At 69.0% G+C, this 18,986-nt stretch carries 16 protein-coding genes; 7 read left to right on the top strand and 9 right to left on the bottom strand.

Annotation, left to right across the window (positions count from 1 at the left end; all coding sequences use genetic code 11):
- Window position 1 precedes the first annotated feature (1 nt).
- The 6 genes from ACGFNP_RS46615 to ACGFNP_RS46590 all read right to left on the bottom strand — a co-directional run bounded on the left by ACGFNP_RS46615 (window position 2) and on the right by ACGFNP_RS46590 (window position 7,266).
- Window positions 2-691, bottom strand: coding sequence for a Tn3 family transposase (locus ACGFNP_RS46615; RefSeq protein ID WP_393330108.1), 690 nt, complete (start codon window positions 689-691; stop codon window positions 2-4).
- Window positions 670-984: a hypothetical protein gene (locus ACGFNP_RS46610; RefSeq protein ID WP_393329444.1), complete on the bottom strand. Its 315-nt coding sequence runs from the start codon at window positions 982-984 to the stop codon at window positions 670-672. The genes ACGFNP_RS46615 and ACGFNP_RS46610 overlap by 22 nt, the downstream gene beginning before the upstream one ends.
- Window positions 984-1,736 (bottom strand): DUF4158 domain-containing protein, encoded by a 753-nt coding sequence (locus tag ACGFNP_RS46605; RefSeq protein WP_393329442.1) that lies wholly within the window; start codon window positions 1,734-1,736, stop codon window positions 984-986. Before ACGFNP_RS46605 ends, ACGFNP_RS46610 begins: the two co-directional genes overlap by 1 nt.
- Window positions 1,737-2,173: 437 nt before the next feature.
- Window positions 2,174-2,395 carry a Tn3 family transposase gene (locus ACGFNP_RS46600; RefSeq protein WP_358341629.1) on the bottom strand — a complete coding sequence of 74 codons (222 nt, stop codon included), beginning with the start codon at window positions 2,393-2,395 and terminating at the stop codon, window positions 2,174-2,176.
- A 778-nt stretch (window positions 2,396-3,173) separates the two neighbouring features.
- Window positions 3,174-5,819 carry a caspase family protein gene (locus tag ACGFNP_RS46595; protein WP_393329440.1) on the bottom strand — a complete coding sequence of 882 codons (2,646 nt, stop codon included), beginning with the start codon at window positions 5,817-5,819 and terminating at the stop codon, window positions 3,174-3,176.
- A 523-nt stretch (window positions 5,820-6,342) separates the two neighbouring features.
- Window positions 6,343-7,266 (bottom strand): NmrA family NAD(P)-binding protein, encoded by a 924-nt coding sequence (locus ACGFNP_RS46590; RefSeq protein WP_358341635.1) that lies wholly within the window; start codon window positions 7,264-7,266, stop codon window positions 6,343-6,345.
- Between the two features lie 95 nt (window positions 7,267-7,361).
- Here ACGFNP_RS46590 and ACGFNP_RS46585 point away from each other — a divergent pair, with 95 nt between their 5' ends.
- Both ACGFNP_RS46585 and ACGFNP_RS46580 read left to right on the top strand, forming a co-directional pair.
- Window positions 7,362-7,928: a TetR/AcrR family transcriptional regulator gene (locus ACGFNP_RS46585; RefSeq protein WP_358341638.1), complete on the top strand. Its 567-nt coding sequence runs from the start codon at window positions 7,362-7,364 to the stop codon at window positions 7,926-7,928.
- Window positions 7,929-8,105: 177 nt separating this feature from the next.
- Complete coding sequence (locus tag ACGFNP_RS46580) at window positions 8,106-8,477, top strand: hypothetical protein (protein ID WP_393329438.1); 372 nt, start codon at window positions 8,106-8,108, stop codon at window positions 8,475-8,477.
- Window positions 8,478-8,776: 299 nt separating this feature from the next.
- On the opposite strand, the gene ACGFNP_RS46575 is transcribed toward ACGFNP_RS46580, so the two are convergent.
- A complete protein-coding gene (locus ACGFNP_RS46575) occupies window positions 8,777-9,730 on the bottom strand; it encodes a M24 family metallopeptidase (protein ID WP_393329436.1) in 954 nt (317 codons plus the stop codon).
- Between the two features lie 315 nt (window positions 9,731-10,045).
- Here ACGFNP_RS46575 and ACGFNP_RS46570 point away from each other — a divergent pair, with 315 nt between their 5' ends.
- The 5 genes from ACGFNP_RS46570 (at window position 10,046) to ACGFNP_RS46550 (ending at window position 17,186) form a co-directional block, all read left to right on the top strand.
- Window positions 10,046-10,618: an RNA polymerase sigma factor gene (locus ACGFNP_RS46570; protein ID WP_358341647.1), complete on the top strand. Its 573-nt coding sequence runs from the start codon at window positions 10,046-10,048 to the stop codon at window positions 10,616-10,618.
- Window positions 10,615-11,577: a CU044_5270 family protein gene (locus ACGFNP_RS46565; RefSeq protein WP_393329434.1), complete on the top strand. Its 963-nt coding sequence runs from the start codon at window positions 10,615-10,617 to the stop codon at window positions 11,575-11,577. The genes ACGFNP_RS46570 and ACGFNP_RS46565 overlap by 4 nt, the downstream gene beginning before the upstream one ends.
- 298 nt (window positions 11,578-11,875) lie before the next feature.
- Window positions 11,876-15,109: a S8 family serine peptidase gene (locus ACGFNP_RS46560; protein ID WP_393329432.1), complete on the top strand. Its 3,234-nt coding sequence runs from the start codon at window positions 11,876-11,878 to the stop codon at window positions 15,107-15,109.
- Window positions 15,110-15,424: 315 nt separating this feature from the next.
- Window positions 15,425-15,892, top strand: coding sequence for a hypothetical protein (locus ACGFNP_RS46555; RefSeq protein ID WP_358341656.1), 468 nt, complete (start codon window positions 15,425-15,427; stop codon window positions 15,890-15,892).
- A 52-nt stretch (window positions 15,893-15,944) separates the two neighbouring features.
- Complete coding sequence (locus tag ACGFNP_RS46550) at window positions 15,945-17,186, top strand: glycoside hydrolase family 71 protein (RefSeq protein WP_393329430.1); 1,242 nt, start codon at window positions 15,945-15,947, stop codon at window positions 17,184-17,186.
- On the opposite strand, the gene ACGFNP_RS46545 is transcribed toward ACGFNP_RS46550, so the two are convergent.
- Together ACGFNP_RS46545 and ACGFNP_RS46540 are read right to left on the bottom strand one after the other, a co-directional pair.
- A complete protein-coding gene (locus ACGFNP_RS46545) occupies window positions 17,159-18,214 on the bottom strand; it encodes an IclR family transcriptional regulator C-terminal domain-containing protein (protein ID WP_393329428.1) in 1,056 nt (351 codons plus the stop codon). The two genes, ACGFNP_RS46550 and ACGFNP_RS46545, sit on opposite strands and share 28 nt — an antisense overlap.
- The gene (locus tag ACGFNP_RS46540; RefSeq protein ID WP_393329426.1) at window positions 18,215-18,904 is read right to left on the bottom strand and encodes a M20 family metallopeptidase; all 690 of its coding nucleotides are present in this window, start codon (window positions 18,902-18,904) and stop codon (window positions 18,215-18,217) included.
- Between the last annotated feature and the right edge of the window lie 82 nt (window positions 18,905-18,986).

Raw genomic sequence — 18,986 nt, 5'->3', positions numbered from 1 at the left:
CCTACTGGGCGTAGTGCAGGTCACGGCGCAGCGCGTGCAGGCTCTCGCCCTTGTTCAGCTGACGGGAGATCTTCCTTCTGAATGCTGGGTCCGACAGGTATTTGGCCAGGTGGACGGTCCTGCGCAGCATGCCCCATTCCTTCAGCGCGGCGGCCAGGGTGTTCTGCCGCGAAGCGGCCGACCACTTGCCGACGATCAGCGAGGCGGTGGCCTGCCCGTACTTCAGCGACCCGGCCATCCGCAGCAGATCCGGCCAGCAGCCGGCCACCAAGTCCTCGTTCCAGCGCGCGCCCAGCAGCGGCCCGGCATGCGGATAGCGCTTGGCGATCTCGGTCGGAGTCTCCTCCCGCACCAGGGTGACCCGGGTCAGATCCCGCAACCGCGGGGTCAGCGCCTTGCCGACCAGGTCGAACAACGCAAAGTCGATCAACGTTGCTCCGTGACTATCGGTCGCGTGCTCGGCGATCGGAAGGTCGGTCGCGTTGCCCAGGAAGTCGTCCAGGACGAAGTGCGCCTCCCGCGCCGTCGGCACGATGATCTTCGTGCCGTACGTCGACCACTGATCGGAGACATGGGTGTACGTGGACAGCACCTGACCACCGTGAATGACCATGTTCCGGCCGGTCAGCGTCTTGCCGCGGACCGGGAAGCGCTGGCCGTCGGAGGAGCTCATGGTGCCACCGCCGAACACCTTGGCCAACTCCAAGCCGTAGTGGTGGTCAACGATGACCGTGTTGGCCTCGCGCCGGCCATGCCCGGCCCGCCCTGGAGGTCGATCGCGGCCAGCACGTTCGGCGTGAACTGGCGCAGGTAGGTGTAGGAGGACTCCAGCTCCGACAGCCGGCCGTGGTCCCGGGGGAGCGGCTTCCACGCATCGGAGGTGATCTCCCGCAGCCGCTGCATGCCGATCCGCTCGCGCAGCATCCCGCCCACCTCATCATCAGGGATCGACGGATCGGCCAGCACCGGCAGGATCACGTCCATCACCAGCTGCCGGGCCTCACCTGATGCGCGTCGATCGCGCGCAGCCAGGTCAGCTTGTCGATCGACGTCTTCACCGACGTCGCCGAGGCGTCCCGGGCCGGGCTGACCAACCACTCCAGCCGGGTCATCCCCAACCCCTCATCGACGGCCAGCATCCGTTCCAGGTCGGAGCGGACCTCAGCGGTCAGCAGGTGGCCCACCCGCTGCGAGGTCAGATCCGAGGCCGCCTTGCGGGCCGTGCCGACCATCTTGGCCAAGATGAGCGCGCCGGGCCGGATCACCTTGGCCGCCCTCAGGTACTCGCGCGCCAGGTTGAACAGCAGCGTGGGCGAGTCGTGCTCCATCGCCCGGTCCAGCAGGAACTGCTCCAGCTCCGTCATCGCCTGGCTGCCCGCCGGCGCGGTCTGCCACTCCAGATACTTGGCGATCAGGCCCAGATGATCCGAGCGGGTCTGATCGCGCTTGCCGTACAGCCGCAGCGCCGCCGGGGTCACCCCCAGCCGCTCGGCCACCCGCGCTACCGCCACGGCCGGTGCCGCGGCCACGTCGTCGGGCACGAACCCGAGCCAGGGCAGCGTGCACAGCTGAACCAGCATGCCCAGCTGGTCGATGGTCCCCCGCCCCTTGCCCGGATCGACGAACGCCACATCCGCCGCCGTCGGCGTGAAATACCGGATCAACTCATCGCTGGCGATCTCCGGGTACGAACGCAGCTGCTCCAGCTGCTCCTCGGAGAACATCTTCTCGGACAAACGCACCACCTCTACCTGCCGTACCGGATGAAACCGGAACGAACGTAGCGGCAGTGATCACTAACTCGTCAAATGCAACCGTTTCCCCAGTTCAGGGGCTATTTCGTTGGAAATTTCTTCATTGCTACCGGGACCCCTGGTCGTGGCCGCATCTCGAGAACTTCCGGCTGAGCCAGCGCGATCGTGAGCTGCCAAGCTGTGGCCAGGCCGACATCGACGCCTGGCGCCTACCTGGGGTGTCACCGGAAGACGAAACGGGCCGCGGGCTGATCACCGGTCGTTAGGATCTGGTGGTTCGCGCTGGTTGGTAACGGTTTCCGGGGGTTCGGGTGGCGTCGATCGATCGGACGGCCTATCCGAGGTTCGTGAGGGCGGTGTCTGCTCGGGAGTGGGCGGAGCGCTCGCTCCCCGCGGGTCGCACGCTCGGCCAGCCCCTTTCAGGCAGCCTCAGCCAGAGCGGTGAAGTCGATCTCGGGCAGGTCGGGGTCGAAGTCGTCGGGGCGCAGCCGCAGCACGTCGGTGGCGTACAGGCCGAACCGGCCGATATGCGCGGTCAGGTAGGGCGACAACTGCGCCACGTCCTCGGCGCTGATTTCCCAGCCCTCGGCCAGCAGCCGGCGCATCACCTCCATCATGTCCAGCGCCGTGACGATGACCACCCCGACACCGGCCAGTAACGTCCCCGCCGTCAGCGCGCCCCGACCAATCTGGAGTCAGGTGGGCCTTGCCGCCGGCGTGCTGGGCGCCCCCGCCGGCGTCTCCTTCGCCCACCCCTTGCTCGGACTTGCGCTCGGAGTTCTGGAGACGGTCATCATGGTGACCATCCTGTTGGCAGCGCTGCTAGGCAGCGAGACCATCAGCGAACGCGCGTTTCGTCTACTGCGCTGGCTGGCCAACCGTCCAGAACCTCCCGCCCCTGGCCATGGCGCTCCCACCGCACCCGGCCACACCAGCCAAACCCTTCATAGCCGAGCGCGCGCTCACGGAAGATCGCAAGCTCTCTGGTCAACACGCAGCACTTGACAGAGAACGGCTGGTCAAGCTCTCAACGATCCACCGGCGCGGCAACTGCGGGAAGCCTACTTGCCTGACGTGCCTGACAGACCTCCAAGCGGCTGACCAGCCGGTTCGCTTGACAACCCCAGATAACGGTCGCTGCGCGTGCGATCGTTATCTGGGGTTCTTGACCTCTTCTCGCAGGTCAGAGATGAGATGATCTTTTCAGGCACGTAAGGCATGTTGACCGATCTTGAAGGCATGTTGCATCGATAGCGTCGCCAGGCGTTTTGGCCGATCGCGCGATGGCGATTGTCTCGGCGGAGACCACCGCGCATACCGACATGCCACTTGAACTGCATGGATGTAGTTTTCGGCAGGCGCAATAATCGACGCTCTCAGAGCCGTCCGCTGAGCGACCCGGCCGATCCCTGGCCATGATCAGCGCTTGACGTTCCACTTTCGCACCGTTTTGTCCGTCCCGGTGGTGAAGAGCGCCTGTCCGTCCGCCGTGAACGTGAGGTCGGTGACCTTGCCGGTGTGGCCGGTCAGCGGCGTGAGCCCCTGACCGGTCGCGGCATCGAACAGAGCCGGTTCGCCCTCCTTCGTCACGGCGGCGATGAGCTTGCCGTCCGGACTGAACGCCAGATCGCCCCGCACCATCGCGGTCAGAGTCGCGCGAACCTTCCCGGTCGCGAGGTCGAAGAGGCGGACGCCCCCGTCCTTGTCGGTCGCGTACGCCTTGGAGCCGGGCGTGAAGCCGGCGAAGCGCCCGGCCTTGGCGACCGAAGCCAGCCGTTTCCCGTCGGGCACGCGCCTCAGCTCGAATCCGTCCTTGCCGCTCGGCAGCGTGTCGACGAGCGTCTTGCCGTCGGGGCTGATCCACACCGGGGAGGAAGCGTTGTCCAGCGTCGCCGTGGCTTTGCCGCCGACCACGTCCCACACCTTCGTCACCCCGCCGGCGGCACCCGTGACCAGCACCTTCCCATCCTGGCTGAACCCCATGCTCTGGATCCCGTTATGGTGGCCGGTCAACGTGGCCAGCAGCTTGCCCGTCGAGGGGTCCCACAAGCGGATCGGCGCGTCAAAGGGCTGGTCGGTGGCGAGCGCGCTGGCCGTGGCGACGGTCTTGCTGTCCGGGCTGAACGCCACGGCCGCCCCCTGGTGGCCGGTTAACGAGGCCATGACGTCGCCCCTGCTGGTGTTACGCAGCGAGACGGTCGTCGTGCCACCCGAGAGGACACCCAGCGACTCGCCGTCCACCGTGGTGACTTCGCGCTTGCCGTCGAAGTAGGCAGCGGCGACCAGCTTGCCGTCCGGGCTGAAGACGACGCCGTGGTCCGTGTCGAACGTCGACACCTTCTGGCCGGTCGATGTGTCCCACAACCTCGCGATCTGCGCGGCGGCCTGGTCGACCGGCGGGTCGAGCGTGACCACCCAGCGGCCGTCGGGGCTCAGCTCGGCGGACTCGATCGAGCCGTCGTGACTCAGCGTGATCATCCCCAGCGTCGCCCCGAAGCCTGCCGGGCCGTTGCCGCTCTCTGTAGTGCGCTGTTTGGGCAGTGCGGAGAAGGTACCGATCGTCGCGGCGATGGCGATGGCGACGACGAGGCCGATCGCGCCGAAGACCAACACGCGTCGGCGCTTCGTGACGGCCACCGGGGCGCTGCCGGGTGGCGACGGCGATGGCGTCTCGACCTGAGGCGCCTCGACCTCAGGCGTCTCGATTGCGGGCGTCTCGATTGCGGGCGGAGGTACGGCGGGCGGGGACAGCCGGGGCGGCGCGACGTCACCCAGGGCGGCAGCGGCGGCCTCCCGCACTTGCCTGCTGTCATCGTCGTCGCGTAACCCGGCGAGCGCCTCACGGGCGGCCCGCCGATAGCCCTCGCGCCCCCCGGCCAGCAGCTCGGCGAGCGCTCGCACCGCCTCCAGCCTCAGCACGGGCCGATCGCTGCCGAGATCGGCGCGGACCCCCTCCGGCAGCACGGCCGGGCGGACGCTGCGCGCGACCACCAGCGCCCCGGTCGTCTCGAAGCTCCACTTACGCGGCACCTGCCCGACCCCGGCCTCGCGGACGCGCCGGGCGACGTAGTCGAACAGCTCGTCAACGGTGATCTCACCATCGTGATCCAGATCGGCGCCCCCGGTCCTGAGCCCGTGTACCAGCGCTTCGGTGAAAACGGACGGCTGAGCCTCGTAGGAGGTGAGCCGGCCGCCCTCGAACGCGTACTCGGTCGCGCTGGACGCGGTCAGCACCGTACGCCCGGACCCACCCCCGCGGAACTCGTCCCCGAGGTAGACGGTGCGGTCCGCGCGCACCGGAGTGTCGCGCGCGAACGCCCCGCTGTAGCAACAGTCCAGCACCAGCAGCACCGACCGCGACGCGGACTCGCTCATCTGCTCGGAGATGAACGACGCCGGCAGCCCGGTCGCCGCGAGCGAGTCCAGCTCGGTATCGGCCGCCGCCAGGTAGAGCCGGCCCCGCTGGTCCTTGAGCCCATGACAGGAGAAGTGCAGGAGCAGGACGTCGTCAGGCCGCCGGTCGGCGAAGAGAGCCGCGACCCGGCGGCGCAACACGGACTCACTGGCATCGGTGAGCGTTTCGACATCGAAGGCACCGATGCCCGGTTCGCCGAGGACCTGGGCAAGCGCCATGATGTCGGAGACCGGCGAACGCAACCGGCTCAGCCCGGGATCCTGGTAGACCGCGTTGGCCACCAGAAGCGCGCTCCGCCGGCCGGCCGTACCGGAAGCAGCCGCACCACCAGACGTAGCACCGGCCTCGACGGAGACCAGGACCCGGCGACGACGTGGATGCGCCTGCCGCCACCGCTGGACGTAGTCCGCGATCTGCGCCACGGACGCCGCCGTGGACAGTCCCGTCACCAGGAAGCCGATCCCGGCGGCGAGCAGCTCGGCCGACCGGGTCCCGTCAGGGGCCGGCCCCTCCACCGCCCGCGTGACCCCGGAGATCCCCGACGCCATCAGGTCCCGGCGGAGCTGGATGGCCAGCTCCTCGACCTCCGCCGGATCGACGTCGGCCCCGGCCGGGGTGATCCGCAGTGAGAAACCGTTCTCTTCTGACATCGCCGCTCCGGATCAGGATGTCGAACGTGGCAGACACCCCGATGCTGCCCGAGGAACCAGCCGCGCGCCACGTTTTCCGGGGGTCGTCTCATGGACTCCCGTCACCGGGAATGCGCGCGGCCGACAGTCGGCGCGACACCTACGCTGTCGTCCCGTTCCCCGAAATCGCCACTTGAAATGAGAGAGCAAGACCAGTGACCACCCCAGATACAACTGGCGAACCGCAGGTCAACGATGACTTCACACGGCTGGCAGCGGTCAGCGCAGCTGGTGCAGCGCCGCTCGCCCAGACGCCGGTCGCGGTCGCGCCCCGGACGAGGAGCGGCAGCGATCGTTATCTTGGGTTGTCAAGCGAAATAGATGGTCAGCTGCTTAAAGGCGTGTCAGGCACGTAAGGCAAGTAGGTGCGCAGCAGTCAGGCGTGGCGGGCCATCTTGACGGCTGAGATCAGCAAGACGATGGCCAGGGTAGGGATGAGGACCAGGTCCGGGATGACGCCGAGCAGCCGGCCGCCCCCTCTGTGTCAAGCCGCGGGCCGCAGGTGCTGCCGAGCCCATTCCTCGAAGCTGGTGAGCGAAAGGCCGAGGTCCCTGGCGTACTGCGGGCGGGCCGGCTGGCCGGCTATGTTCATCCACTCGTGTGAGGCGCCCATCGCCGGCATTCCGGCGGCGAGTGCCTGCTCCTCGGTCATGTCCGGCGCGGACAGGTGCGTGCCCAGCGCGCGGGAGAGAACCTCGGCGACCTCCGTCATCGACAGATAGTCGCTCGCCAGCTCCAGCTCGACCCCGTGGAACCGCTCCGGCTCGGCGATGGCTGCGGCGGCTGCGCTGCCGATGTCGTCCACCGCGACGAGGGACAGCCGGGTGTCCGGCTTCACGACGCTCACCAGACCTCCTTCAACACCCCGCGGGAACAGGAAAGCCATGGACGGCAGGAAGTTATCCATGAAGAAACCCGGCTTGAGGATCGTCCAGCGGGAGAAGCCGGCCGCGCGAACCCGGTCCTGGATCGTGCTCTTGGCTCCCAGACTGGCGTCCAATGAGCCCCAGCGGCCTGCGATCCAGCCAGGAGCCTCGGTGTGCTGACCGGCGCCACTGGTGGACGTGTGTACGAACTGCGGCACTCCCGCAGCCTGCGCGCCCTCGATGAGGTTGACGGCCTGGGCCACCTCTCCATCGAAATCGAAACCTTTGGCGGCCATGGCGGGCATCTGAACAGAGAAGACGGCGCGGACACCCTTGGCGGCCCGCACCACCGAATCGCGATCGTGGAGATCACCGGTGACCAGATCGGCGCCTAGCGCCTCGACGGCCTTGGCTCGCTCGGTGTCGGGGTAACGCACCAGAGCGCGTACGGAAACGCCTGCAGCGAGCAGGGCACGAGCGGTGGCGCCGCCCTGCCTGCCGGTGGCGCCGGTGACCAGGACGGGTGCGGAATCTGCAGACATGGTGCTCCTCAGGGCTATAAACGGCGGGGGCCGCCGATTTCTGTGCGATAAGATATGGCGGGCCCCGCCATTTAGCAACCCTGGAGATGACGCCCATGCCCGACCGCCAGCGCGCGGACGCCCGGCGCAACTACGCGCGCATCCTCACCGTGGCCGAGGAGGAGGTCGCCGCGCACGGGGCCGGCGCCTCCCTGGAACAGATCGCGCGCATCGCGGGGGTCGGCTCGGCCACCGTACGCCGCCACTTCCCGACCCGCCGGGCGCTGCTGGAGGCGGTCTCCCATCAACGCATCGAGGCCCTGGCCACCCGCGCCCGCGAGCTAACAGACAAGGGCGACAGCCGCGATGCGCTCCTGGAATGGCTCAGTGACGTCGTCGCCTACTGCGTCGCGGCCCGAGGGCTGGCGGCGGCACTGGCCTACGACGGGGCCGAGCCCGACCCCGTACACGAGAACACCTGCTCGGCGATGATGGCAGAGGCGGGGAACCCCCTGCTGCAGCGCGCCGTGCAGGACGGGGCAGTGGCGGAAGGCGTCACCGTCGCCGACCTGATCGCGCTGATCGTCGGCGTCGTCCTCGCGACGGAGCACCACCCTGACCCGGCGGCCCGCGCGGACCGGCTGTTCCGGCTGGCCGTGGCGGGCCTGAGCCCGCGGGGCTGAGAAGCCTGCTCGAAAGACCGTCCCTCGTCCTGCCTGCTTGATGCGAACCGTCAGGCGGCGAAGCGGCGGCAGGCGAACTCGAGTCCGGCCACCCCCGCTGCGGTCAAGACGATCTTCACTTACGTCTACCGCGCACCCGATCGCTTCGACGGCTGCTCCAGCAACGTGTGCCGGTTCGTGCACACAAGCGTGCGCGTGCCCGGCGGGCTTGACGGCATCGCGATGGTGGTCATCGACTCGAAGGTCAGCAAGGTCTACCTGTCGCGGCACATCACCGAGCCGCCCACCGTGGCCAAGCATCTCTTCGCCGCCTGGAAGCGCGGCGACGAGTACAGCGGCATCGAGGTCGCCACCTCCACCACGGTGCAGAAACTGTTCAAGGTCACCTACGGCCCGCGCGGCGCCACCCACTTCTTCCAGGGCTGCAGCAAGGAACCGCAGGGCTACTCGTGCGCCTACTCCTATGAGGGCAGCGCGATGCCGATGCACGTACGCGGCTCCAGGAACGCCGGCTACGAGGTTCGCTCGATCTCCTACCTGGCCGACTGAGGGGAGAACAGTCAGGGACTGTCGTTGGCTCCGCCGTCGCCTCAAGCGGCGAGCCGGGCACTTACCCGGTCGTCGCCATCGCCGCCGCCGTCATTTGCAACCGCCGACTCGCCAAATGAGACGACGTCTTATGGCTGCCCGGTTCAGCACCGTGCCTTACCTGCCTGACAAGATCATCTCGCTCTGACCTGCGATAAGGGGCCGAGAACCCAAGATAAGCATGGCGGGCGCGGGCCACGTCCACTGGTATCGGCATGGCATTCCTGTTCACATTCGTCGTCATGATGTGGCGGCGGGGTTCAGGGCAGTCGCGGGCCGGCGTCCCGCTGGGTGGCGAGCCAGGCCTCCACCTCCTCGGCCCGCCGTGGCAGGCCGACAGAGAGGTTGACCGCGCCCTCGGCAGTGACCAGGATGTCGTCCTCCAGCCGGATGCCGACCCCGCGCAGTTCGGCCGGCACCATGTCGTCCTCGGGCTGGAAGTACAACCCTGGTTCGACGGTCAGCACGTTGCCTGCGCTGAGTTCGCCCTCGCGGTAGTGGTCCGGGCGGGCTGCGGCGCAGTCGTGTACGTCGATGCCGAGCATGTGGCCGAAGCTGTGCAGCGTCCAGCGCCGGTAGAGCATGGAGGCGGGATCCATCGCCTCGTCGGCGCTTACCCGCAGCACGCCCAGCTCAGCCAGTCCCTCTGCGAGCACACGCATGCAGGTGAGGTGAACGTCGGCGACCTTCACGCCTGGTTTGATGGCCTCCATACCGGCCTGATGGGAAGCGTAGACGATGTCGTAGACCTCGCGTTGGAGCGGGGAGAAGGTTCCAGAGACGGGCAGGGTGCGCGTCACGTCGGCGGTGTAGAGGTGGTTGTTCTCTATGCCCATGTCCATCAGCAGCAACTGGCCGGGCACGGTGAGGCCGTCGTTGCGCTTCCAGCACAAGATCGTGGCGTGCGGGCCGGCACAGACGATCGAGCCGTATCCGACGTCGTTGCCGTCGTGGCGGGCGCGCAAGCCGAAGACGCCTTCGATGAGGCGCTCGGACACGCCGCGGTCGGCCGGCACCACACGGGCGACGTCCTCGAAGCCGCGGACGGTGGCGTCGATCGCGTCCTGCAATTGGGCGATCTCCCACTCGTCCTTGACGAGTTTCAGCTCGGAAATCGCCGCCGCGAGCTCACGGTCGCGGTTGCCGGTGGTGGGCACGACCGCGTCGACCCGGGGGTCCAGGCCGCACCGGACGCCCCGCCGGGCCTGGTTCATCACTCCGACGCCGGCCGCCAATACACCTGAAGCGTCCCGGCTTCAGCGGAGTCTCCATCAAAGTCGGAGCGGTTCATCTCTTGATGTTTCCCTCCGCCGAGACTGCACCGGCGTCACGACAGCACGCTCGCGAAGGCCGTCAAAAGACCAGCGCCCGCAACCGCTGACCCGATATCCGGTCCGCCGGCCCGGAGACCTGAGCCACGGTGAGCGTCGGACCGTACGGCACCATGCGGGAAAGCGATCGGGCGGTTGGAAGAAGTTCAGGTGAGTATCGCCGATCCCGAGAGGTGCCCGCATGACGGAGACCCACACGTGACCCCTGGACCAGGCGCGGTCGAGGACGTCATAGATGCCCAGCTCGCCGCCCAGGCCGGTCGTGATCCCGCCGTTTTCTCGGCCGTCTACGACCGGCACTTCCGAGACATCTACCGGTACATCGCCGGACGGCTGGACGTACAGGCCGCCGACGACCTGGCCGCCGAAACCTTCCTCGTCGCTCTCCGCGGAAGAGAGAAGTTCGACCCCAAGCGTGGCGGCCTGCGCCCCTGGCTGTTCGGGATCGCCACCAACCTCGTGGCGCGGCACCGCAGCAAGGAGGCCCGCCACTACCGAGCCCTGGCTCGCGTGGGGGCGGAACGGGATGCCGACAGCCACGAGACCCAGGTGGTCAGCGCGGTCAGCGCCCAACTACTGCAGCCTCAGCTGGCGAAGGCGCTGATGAAGCTGACCCGAGGCGAGCGGGACGTGCTGCTGCTGATGGCGCTCGGCCAGCTCAGCCATGAGGAGATCGCACAGAGCCTGCGGATCTCGTACGGCACCGTCGGCTCCCGGCTCAGCCGGGCCCGAAAGAAGCTCCGCATCGAACTGAAGGACATCGAACCATGAACGAACTGGAGATGATCAGCAAGATGCTGCACAAGCCCGATCCCTCCGACACCGTCGTACGCGAAGGGCGGCTCCGGCTCCAAAACGCCCAGGCACGACCGAGGCGCAGGAGCTTCGTTTGGCTGACCGGAGGTATGGGCCTCACGGCGGCCGCGGCCGCAGCTGTGGCCGTGGTAATCACCACCAGCGGAACGCCTGTGGCGGTGACCACCGGTTCGCCGAACGGGACGCCTCACAGTGCGTCGGCGGTGCCGGCGCAACTGTCCAGCACTCAGATCCTGCTCGCGGCCGCCTCCACCGCGCAGAACAGGTCCGGCTCAGGGACCTACTGGCATATCAAGGCCGACCACAGCGTGCGCGCCGGGAAGAAGACACTTCCCACGAAGTCCTCCGAAAGCTGGGTCAGGCGCGACGGGCAGGCATGGGTGCCCTCCGACGAGGGCGACACCGTCTACGCGGCCAAGGGCCCCAAGACGTTCTCCCTGGCCGACAACCACGTCAGCTTCTCCCAGATTGAGAAGCTGCCGACCGATCCGAAGGCGCTGAAGGCGTGGATCGCCGACAAGGTCGACAACGGCGATGGCGATGCGGATCCCGCCGCACGCGAGTGGTTCGTGGCCAACTCCCTGGTCAACCTGCTGGGCGACTTGCCGGCTCCACCGGAGGTTCGCGCCGCGGCCTTCCGGGCGCTGGCCACGATTCCCATCGTGAAGAGCATCGGCACCATGAAGGACGACCTGGGCCGCGCCGGCGACGGCCTGGAGATCTCCGACCTCGGCGTGGACCTGAAGGTCATCATCGACCCGGAAACCTCGCTCGTCGTCAGCCGCAGCTACCACAGTGGCAAGGACGGCAAGATCTACAAGGAGGGGACGACCACGGTCCGAGTTTCCGAGTGGACCGACACGCTGCCCCCCGTGGTCCCCGAACCAGAGCGAACCGGCCCCGCCCGCGGCTGAAACACCCACGGCTGAGGGACCCGCCCGGCTGTTCTGCAGCGAGCGCGCGTTGGCGGCACTGGCCGCACTAGACACGATGCAGTCTGCGGGAGTGGGTTCTGGGCCGGTGTGTCGCTGGCGACGATGCGGATGTGGGCCTTGGCGTTCGCCCCGGAATGGATGCGTGAGAACGGGGGTGCGCAACGCGCCTGACCCCGGCCCCGGTCTCCGCTGTCCTGCGGACGTTCCTGACATGCCGTGGAACTAAACCTAATCAGCCCACTACGTAGTGATATCTCCCTGATGATCGGAGAACTGAGTGCAAAGAACGACAAGGTGGGCTGGTGTCGCCGTGCTCGCCGCGGCCATGACCGTCCAGTCGGCCGCCCTGCCACAAGCGGCCGCGGAGCCGGCCGCCCCGTCACAGGCCGTCGCGGCGGCCGGCGACCAGCCGGTGACCAGCGTGCGGACGGTCACGCTGGTCACCGGCGACAAGGTGACCGTGACCGGCCCCACGAGCGCGGCGGTCGAGCCGGGCGAGGGCAGGGAGCAGGTCACCTTCCTCACCGACGTGGTGCGGGGACGGCTGCGCGTCTTACCCGACGACGCTGCGCCCCTGGTGCGGGCCGGACGGTTGGATCCCCGGCTGTTCGACGTGACCGGACTGCTGGAGCTCGGATACGACGACAGCCGCAAGGATCTTCCTCTGCTCGTGACCGGCGCCTCCGGTCCCGCACCGGCCGTCCGCGCGATGAGCGGGTACAGGTCGCTGGCCGCGGTGCGCGGCTTCGCCGTACGGCAGCGCCAGGGCGAGGCCACACGGACGTGGCAGGCACTCGCTAGCGGGACGGGCAAGATCTGGCTCGACGGGCGCCGACGGATCACGCTGGACGTGAGCGTCAAGCAGGTCGGCGCGCCGCAGGCGTGGGAGCGCGGGCACACCGGCGCCGGCGTCAAGGTGGCGGTGCTCGACACCGGGATCAACGCCACCCACCCCGACCTCGCCGGGCGGGTCGCGGCGCGGGCCGACTTCACTGAGATCCAGGACGAGCGCGACGTGATCGGCCACGGCACCCACGTGGCCTCCACCATCGCGGGCAGCGGCGCCGCATCGGATGGCAGATACCGTGGTGTCGCGCCCGGCGTGACGCTGCTGGACGGCAAGGTGTGCGAGTCGACCTATTGCGCGGACTCGGCCATCTTGGCGGGCATGCAATGGGCGGCCGAGCAAGGCGCGAGAGTCGTCAACATGAGCCTCGGTGGCCCCGACACCCCCGGAACCGACCCGCTGGAGGAGGCCGTACAGACGCTCAGCGAGCGCTACGGCACCCTGTTCGTTGCGGCGGCCGGCAACTACGGCGCCGATCGCACGCTCATCTCACCCGGCACCGCCGACGCCGCGCTGCAGGTCGGCGCCGTCAGCAAGTCCGGCGCGCAGGCCGAGTTCGCCAGCCGCGGGCCGCGCGCCGGTGACGACGGCCTCAAGCCGGACATCACCGCCCCCGGCGTGGACATCACCGCGGCCCGCGGCAAGGACAGCCCAGGCGACGGCTCCTACGTCGCCATGTCCGGCACCTCCATGGCCACGCCGCACGTCACCGGCGTCGCGGCGCTGCTGGCCGGGGCACATCCCGACTGGAAGGGCGACCTGCTCAAGGCGGCCCTCATGGCTGCCGCCCGGCCGCTGCCGGGGATCGGGGTCTTCGCGCAGGGCGCGGGGCTCGTAGACGCCGACCGCGGCACGCGCCAGGCCGTGACGGTCGAGCCGTCCGCGCTGAGCTTCGGACAGCAGGCGTGGCCGCACGATGACGACCAGCCGGCCAGCAAGAAGATCGTCTATCGCAACCACCAGCAGCAGCCGGTGACCCTGCGCCTGGAGGCGCGGGGCGACAAGGCCTTCAGCGTCGCACCCGCGACGCTGACCGTCCCCGCGGGCGGGCAGGCGGAGGCCGTCGCCACCTCCGACACTCGCGCCGGCGGGCCCGACGGCCTCCTCAGCGGGCACGTCGTCGCCACCGGCGACGGTGACCTGGTCCTCAGCACGCCGGTCGGGGTCGACAAGGAGAAGGAGAGCTACGACCTCACCCTCAAGTTCACCGGAAGGAACGGCGGTCCGGCCACCGACGTCTTCGCAACCCTGTACCCCATGGACGCCGCTCAGACGCCGATCGACGTGGAGAACCCCGAGGGGCCGGTCACCGTGCGGCTGCCCAAGGGCAGATGGCTGGTCAGGACCACCATCCTCGACGAGCAGACCAAGACGCTCCTCGTCCACCCGGGCCTCGACCTGAACCGGTCGCAGACCCTGGACGCCGACGCGCGGCTGGGCCGGCCGATCTCGCTGACGCTTCCCCGAGCGGACGCCGTCTCGCTGCAGTCCGAGATGGTCTACCAGTACCAGATGGACGACGGGACGTCGCGGGCCTGGGGCTGGCTCGGCAGCTCCTACGAGGGGAGGTACACCGCTCAGCTCGGCCCCGCCCACGCCTATCCGGGCGTACGCACCAAGGTCGCCGGGCTGTGGGCCGCCGCCCGGACCGGCAGCCCGTACGCCTACAGCCTGGCCTGGTTCCACTCTGGGGGCATGGTCAACGGATTCGAGCGGCGCGTGGCGCAGCAGGACCTGGCCGCCATCCAGACCGACTACGCCCGCCACCTACCCGACGCGGAGGCCCGCGCCTACAGGGGCGCCTGGCCGCGCGACGGCGCCGTCTTCACCTTCCTCTCGCCCACCACGTTCGGCACGCCGTTCAAACAGGTCGAGTACGTCAACACCGACGACGGCATCCGCTGGCAGCGTCACCTGTTCGAGTACGGCTCCGACGGCCGGCTCAACCGCTTCGACTCGCCCTTCACGGTCTACCGATCCGGGAGGACATACACGGAGCTGTGGAACCGCGGCGTCTTCTCGCCCGCGCTGCCCTGGGCGGGCGCGGAAAACCTGAACGGCGTCAGCCGCACCGGCGACGTCATCTCGACCGACCTGCTCATGTACGGCGACGGCAGAGGATCGCTCGGCTCCTCCACCCGATCCACGCAGCGCACCGCCCTCTACCGCGACGGCACCCTCGTCGGCGAGCAGCCGGAGACCAGGACGAGCTTCACCGTGCCCGCGCGGGAGGCCGCCTACCGTCTCGTCGTCGAGAGCGAGCGGGGAGCACCCGCGACGCTGTCCACCCGTGTGTCTGGGGTGTGGACGTTCCGGTCCGGGCACGTCGCGGGCGACACGCCCGCGCGACTGCCCGTGTCGATCGTACGCTTCAGCCCCGCCCTCGACGCCGAGAACTCCGCCCCGTCCGGACGGCGCTTCACCGTGCCGGTGACCGTTCAGCCGTTGGAGGGAAGCACCGCTCGCCCCGTCAAGCGGCTCTCGGCGGAGGTCTCCTACGACGACGGCGCCACCTGGACCAAGGCCGAGGTCCACGGGTCGGCGGCCGTCCTGCGCCACCCGGCCGGCGACGGGTTCGTGTCGCTGCGCGCCCGGGCGGTGGACGGGGCGGGCAACACGGTGGAGCAGACGGTCATCCGGGCCTACCGCATCCGGCCGTCGTGACCCGGTAACCATCACCCGTTGGAGCGGCCAGCGCCCAGGGTGCTGGCCAAGCGGAATGCGGGGCAAGTGGGGGACACGGACGGAACGCCGCGATCCAGGCCATCTTCGACGACCAAGGCGGGCATCGAGGGTTCGCTGACCTGCTCGTGCAGGGACCGGCGCCAGCCATGGTGACGATCACCTCGAACTGGTGATCGTCGAGGCCTGAATTCATGTCGACGGTGACCCTCATCGCCCAGGCCCGAAAGTGATCCATCTTTGATGTGCAAGATAGCTCCGCCGAGGCGAAGCCGTATCGTGATCCAAGGGAGTTTCATGGTCAACCGATATCGGACGCTGCTGGCGGCGGTGGCTGGCATCGCCACGCTGGCGACAGCCGCTGTGGCCCCTGCGCAGGCGTCCGCCGTCGCCCCCGTCAGCGTGACGTTCGCCGCGGCGGAGGACGTGTTCGTCAGCCAGGCCGAGCCGGCCAAGAGCTTCGCGACCGCAACCTGGATGAGCGTCTGCGGCACCGCGTGCGGCAGCGCCACCGCCGGGCAGCGCGCCGCCCTGACCCGCTTCAAGGTCACCGGCATCCCGCAGGACGCCGAGGACGTCAAGGTCACGCTGGACGTGGTCTCGGCCAGAACGACGGACAGCACCGTCTCCGCCCGCCCGGTGGCGGGAGGCCGCCACCACCTGGAACACCCGTCCGGCCCTGACCGCGCCGGTCATCGACTCGCACACCGGCTTCACCACCGGCCAGGCGGCCAAGCTGGATGTCTCCTCGGCCGTCCAGGGTGACGGTACGTACGCGTTCGCCCTCACCGGGACCGACGCCACCACGACCGTCCTGATGTCCTCGCGCGAGACCGGGAACCGGGGACCGAAACTCACGGTCACCTACACGGATGGCACCGGGGGCACCGGGAACGAACAGACCGACGGGTCGCTGCCCTTCACCCTGCCAGGCACGGCGGCACTGCGGGCATCGGCCAAGAAGGTGTTCGCGCACTACTTCAGCCCCTATCCGATCGACGGCTTCACCGTCGACATCCTCTCCGTGACCAGCGCGCAGTGGACCCGGGTGCAGAACCTCGTCAAGGCGGCCGAGGCCGTGGATGCCGGCTTCAAGATCGTGCTCATGCCCGACATGAACGGTCTGGCCTCGGTGGACAGCTCCGCCTTCGCCACCGCCATGGCCAAGCTCGCCGCGTCGAAGTCGGTCTACCGGCTCGCCGACGGCCGCCTCGTCGTCGCGCCCTTCAAGGCCGAAGGCCGCACCGCCGCCTGGTGGTCGGACTGGATGAAGACCATGGAGACGCAGCACGACATCAAGGTCGCCCTGGTGCCCACGTTCGTCGACTTCAACAAGCACCGCGACGCCTTCGCCTCCATCAGCTACGGCTTCTCGAACTGGGGCAGCCGCAGTCCCGCGGCCAACGCCGGCCTGAAGACGAACATCGACCGCGCCCACGGCATGGGCAAGATCTGGATGCAGCCGGAGTCCGTCCAGGACGAGCGTCCCAACCAGAGCGTGTTCGACGAGGCGGGCAACACCGAGAACCTGCGGGCCACCTGGAAGGGGGCCATCGACGGCAAGGCGGAGTGGGTGCAGCTCACCACCTGGAACGACTACTCGGAGAACACCCAGTTCGCCCCCTCCAGGAACGCCGGCTGGACCTATCTGGACATCAACGCCTATTACCTGACCTGCTATAAGCTCGGCTGCCCGAAGATCACCAATGACACGGCGTACCTGACCCACCGGGTCCAGCCGGTCTTGGCCGAGCCGTCGTACGCGCAGACCAAGCTGATGAAGCTGCGCGCTGGCAGCAGCGCGGCCCGCGACACCGTCGAGGTGCTCACCATGCTCACCGCGGCGGGCAAGGTGTCCATCACGATCGGCGGCACGACGCAGACCTACGACGCGCCCGCGGGGGTGTCCGCCAAGACGTTCCCGCTGAAGGCGGGCACCGCTTCGGCAACGGTCACCAGGAGTTCGGCCGTCGTGGCAAAGGTGGTCTCGCCGTACGCGATCAGTGCGACCCCGTACGTGCAGGACCTGCACTACCGCGCGGCCTCCAGCGAACGCTGACGCGGCGCGCCGGATCCCCGGGGCCGGGCGTCCCGGGGATCCGGAGGGTAGGCGGGCTCAGACTGCCTGCGCACCCGGGCCAACTCGACGGTGAGGTGGTCGTAGTCGACGATTGTGCGCGGGGTGACCGCCGCGAGCTCCACTCCCTTGAACATCGCCGCCACCTGCTCCTCGGGTAGGAAGGCGAGCACCGCCTTGCAGGAGGCACGGGCGTGCATGTGCCCGGTGTAGCCCACGTCGAGATTGCCGACGCTGACCGCGTGCAGCCCGGAGATGTACTGCTGCAGCGTCAGCGTCCCGTGGTGCCAGCCGGAGATGTAGGACGTCTCGTGCGTCATGTTGTGCAGCCGGGTCAGGATCACCGCGAGCTCCGGTGACGGTCCCGACCTGCGCTGGAGGTGCCTGTTTAGCGACGCCGCGCGGTGGCCGACGTCGTACCGGCCGCCGGGCAGGCGCACCACGTAGCCGCTGGCCAGCAAGGTGCGCAGCAGGTGGTAGCAGGTGCCGAGCTTGATGCCGAGCTGGCGGCTGAGCACCTTCGCGGTGGCAGTGCCGTCGGCGGAGGCCACGGTCTTCTCGCTCATGCCCGCCGCCCCGGCAGGTCTCGCCCTGTCAGATCTCGCAGGGCGAGGGCGAGCACTCCCGCGGCCTGCACCACCGCGTCCTCCTCGACGAACTCGGTGCGCGTCTCGGAGCGAGACGATCAGCTCGTGCTCGACGGGCGTCTCCCACCCGGTCCTGCCCTCGCCGTCCCAGCGCACGGTCGGCGGGTGCGCGCGCAGCCAGTCGTCGGTGGCGGCGACCTGGTCGAGGACGCGCTGGAACTCGCCGCGCACCGCCGCCACCGGCTCGCCCGGCGCGACCCCGATCCGGCCGGACATCGTGGCATGGTCGGGGACTGCCGCCCGCCAGTTCCCCGCGCTCGCGGTGCCGATGGCGAAGGGGATCGCGGTCGGCACGTCCGCGAACAGCGGATGCCGGTAGCCCTCGCCCCGTTTGCGGCCGAGCTCGACCAGGGACTCACGCACCTAGATCAGCCGTTCGAAGGCGTCCACCCCGCGCCACGGCGCCGAGGTGTGCGCGGAGCGCCCGGTGACCTCCACGGTGAAGAACTGCAGGCTCGTGCTGATCGGCACGATCGCGCCGCCGGTGGGTTCCAGGATCAGGGCTGCGACCGGATCCGGGACCTCCAGGGCCGCTGCCCGGGTGCCCACGCCGGTGGTCTCCTCGGCGACGACAAGCTCGATGGCCACGTCGATGTTCGGCTCGACGCCGAGGTCCTCCAGCGCGGCCAGCGCGTACAGGCCGGCTGCGATGCCGCCTTTCATGTCTACAGAGCCCCGTCCGTACACCCGGCCGTCGGCACGGACCCCGGCGTACGGCGGATGCGTCCACGCCTGCTCATCGCCCGCGGGCACGACGTCGAGGTGGCCGTTGAGCACCATGCAAGGCCGCCCGCGGCGGCCGCGAAACCAGGCGATGAGGTTCTCCCTCCACTCGGCCCGCGGTTCGCCGTCCGCCAGCCCGGTCGACGCGATCGGCTGCCGGATGACCGGCCAGCCCCGGCGTGCGAACCACTCCGCGTACAGGCCGGTCACCCGGTCCTCCCAGCCGCTCTCGCTGGCCTGGCGGACGCTCGCGGACAGCAGCTCCAGCATGTCCTCGGCCAGCGCCTCCACCTGGGCCAGCACCTCGGCGTTGCTCGGTTGCGGTGGCATCCGGTCACCTCCCTTTGGCCGTTTACTGTGCGCTGTCGCCTCGCTGCACCGCATCAGAATGAAACCGTTTTTCGACTATCTG

The organism is Nonomuraea sp. NPDC049269, from assembly GCF_043197155.1.
Taxonomy (GTDB): Bacteria; Actinomycetota; Actinomycetes; order Streptosporangiales; family Streptosporangiaceae; genus Nonomuraea.
The sequence above is the reverse complement of the archived record's forward strand: the minus strand, read 5'-3'. Positions and strand labels throughout refer to the sequence as shown.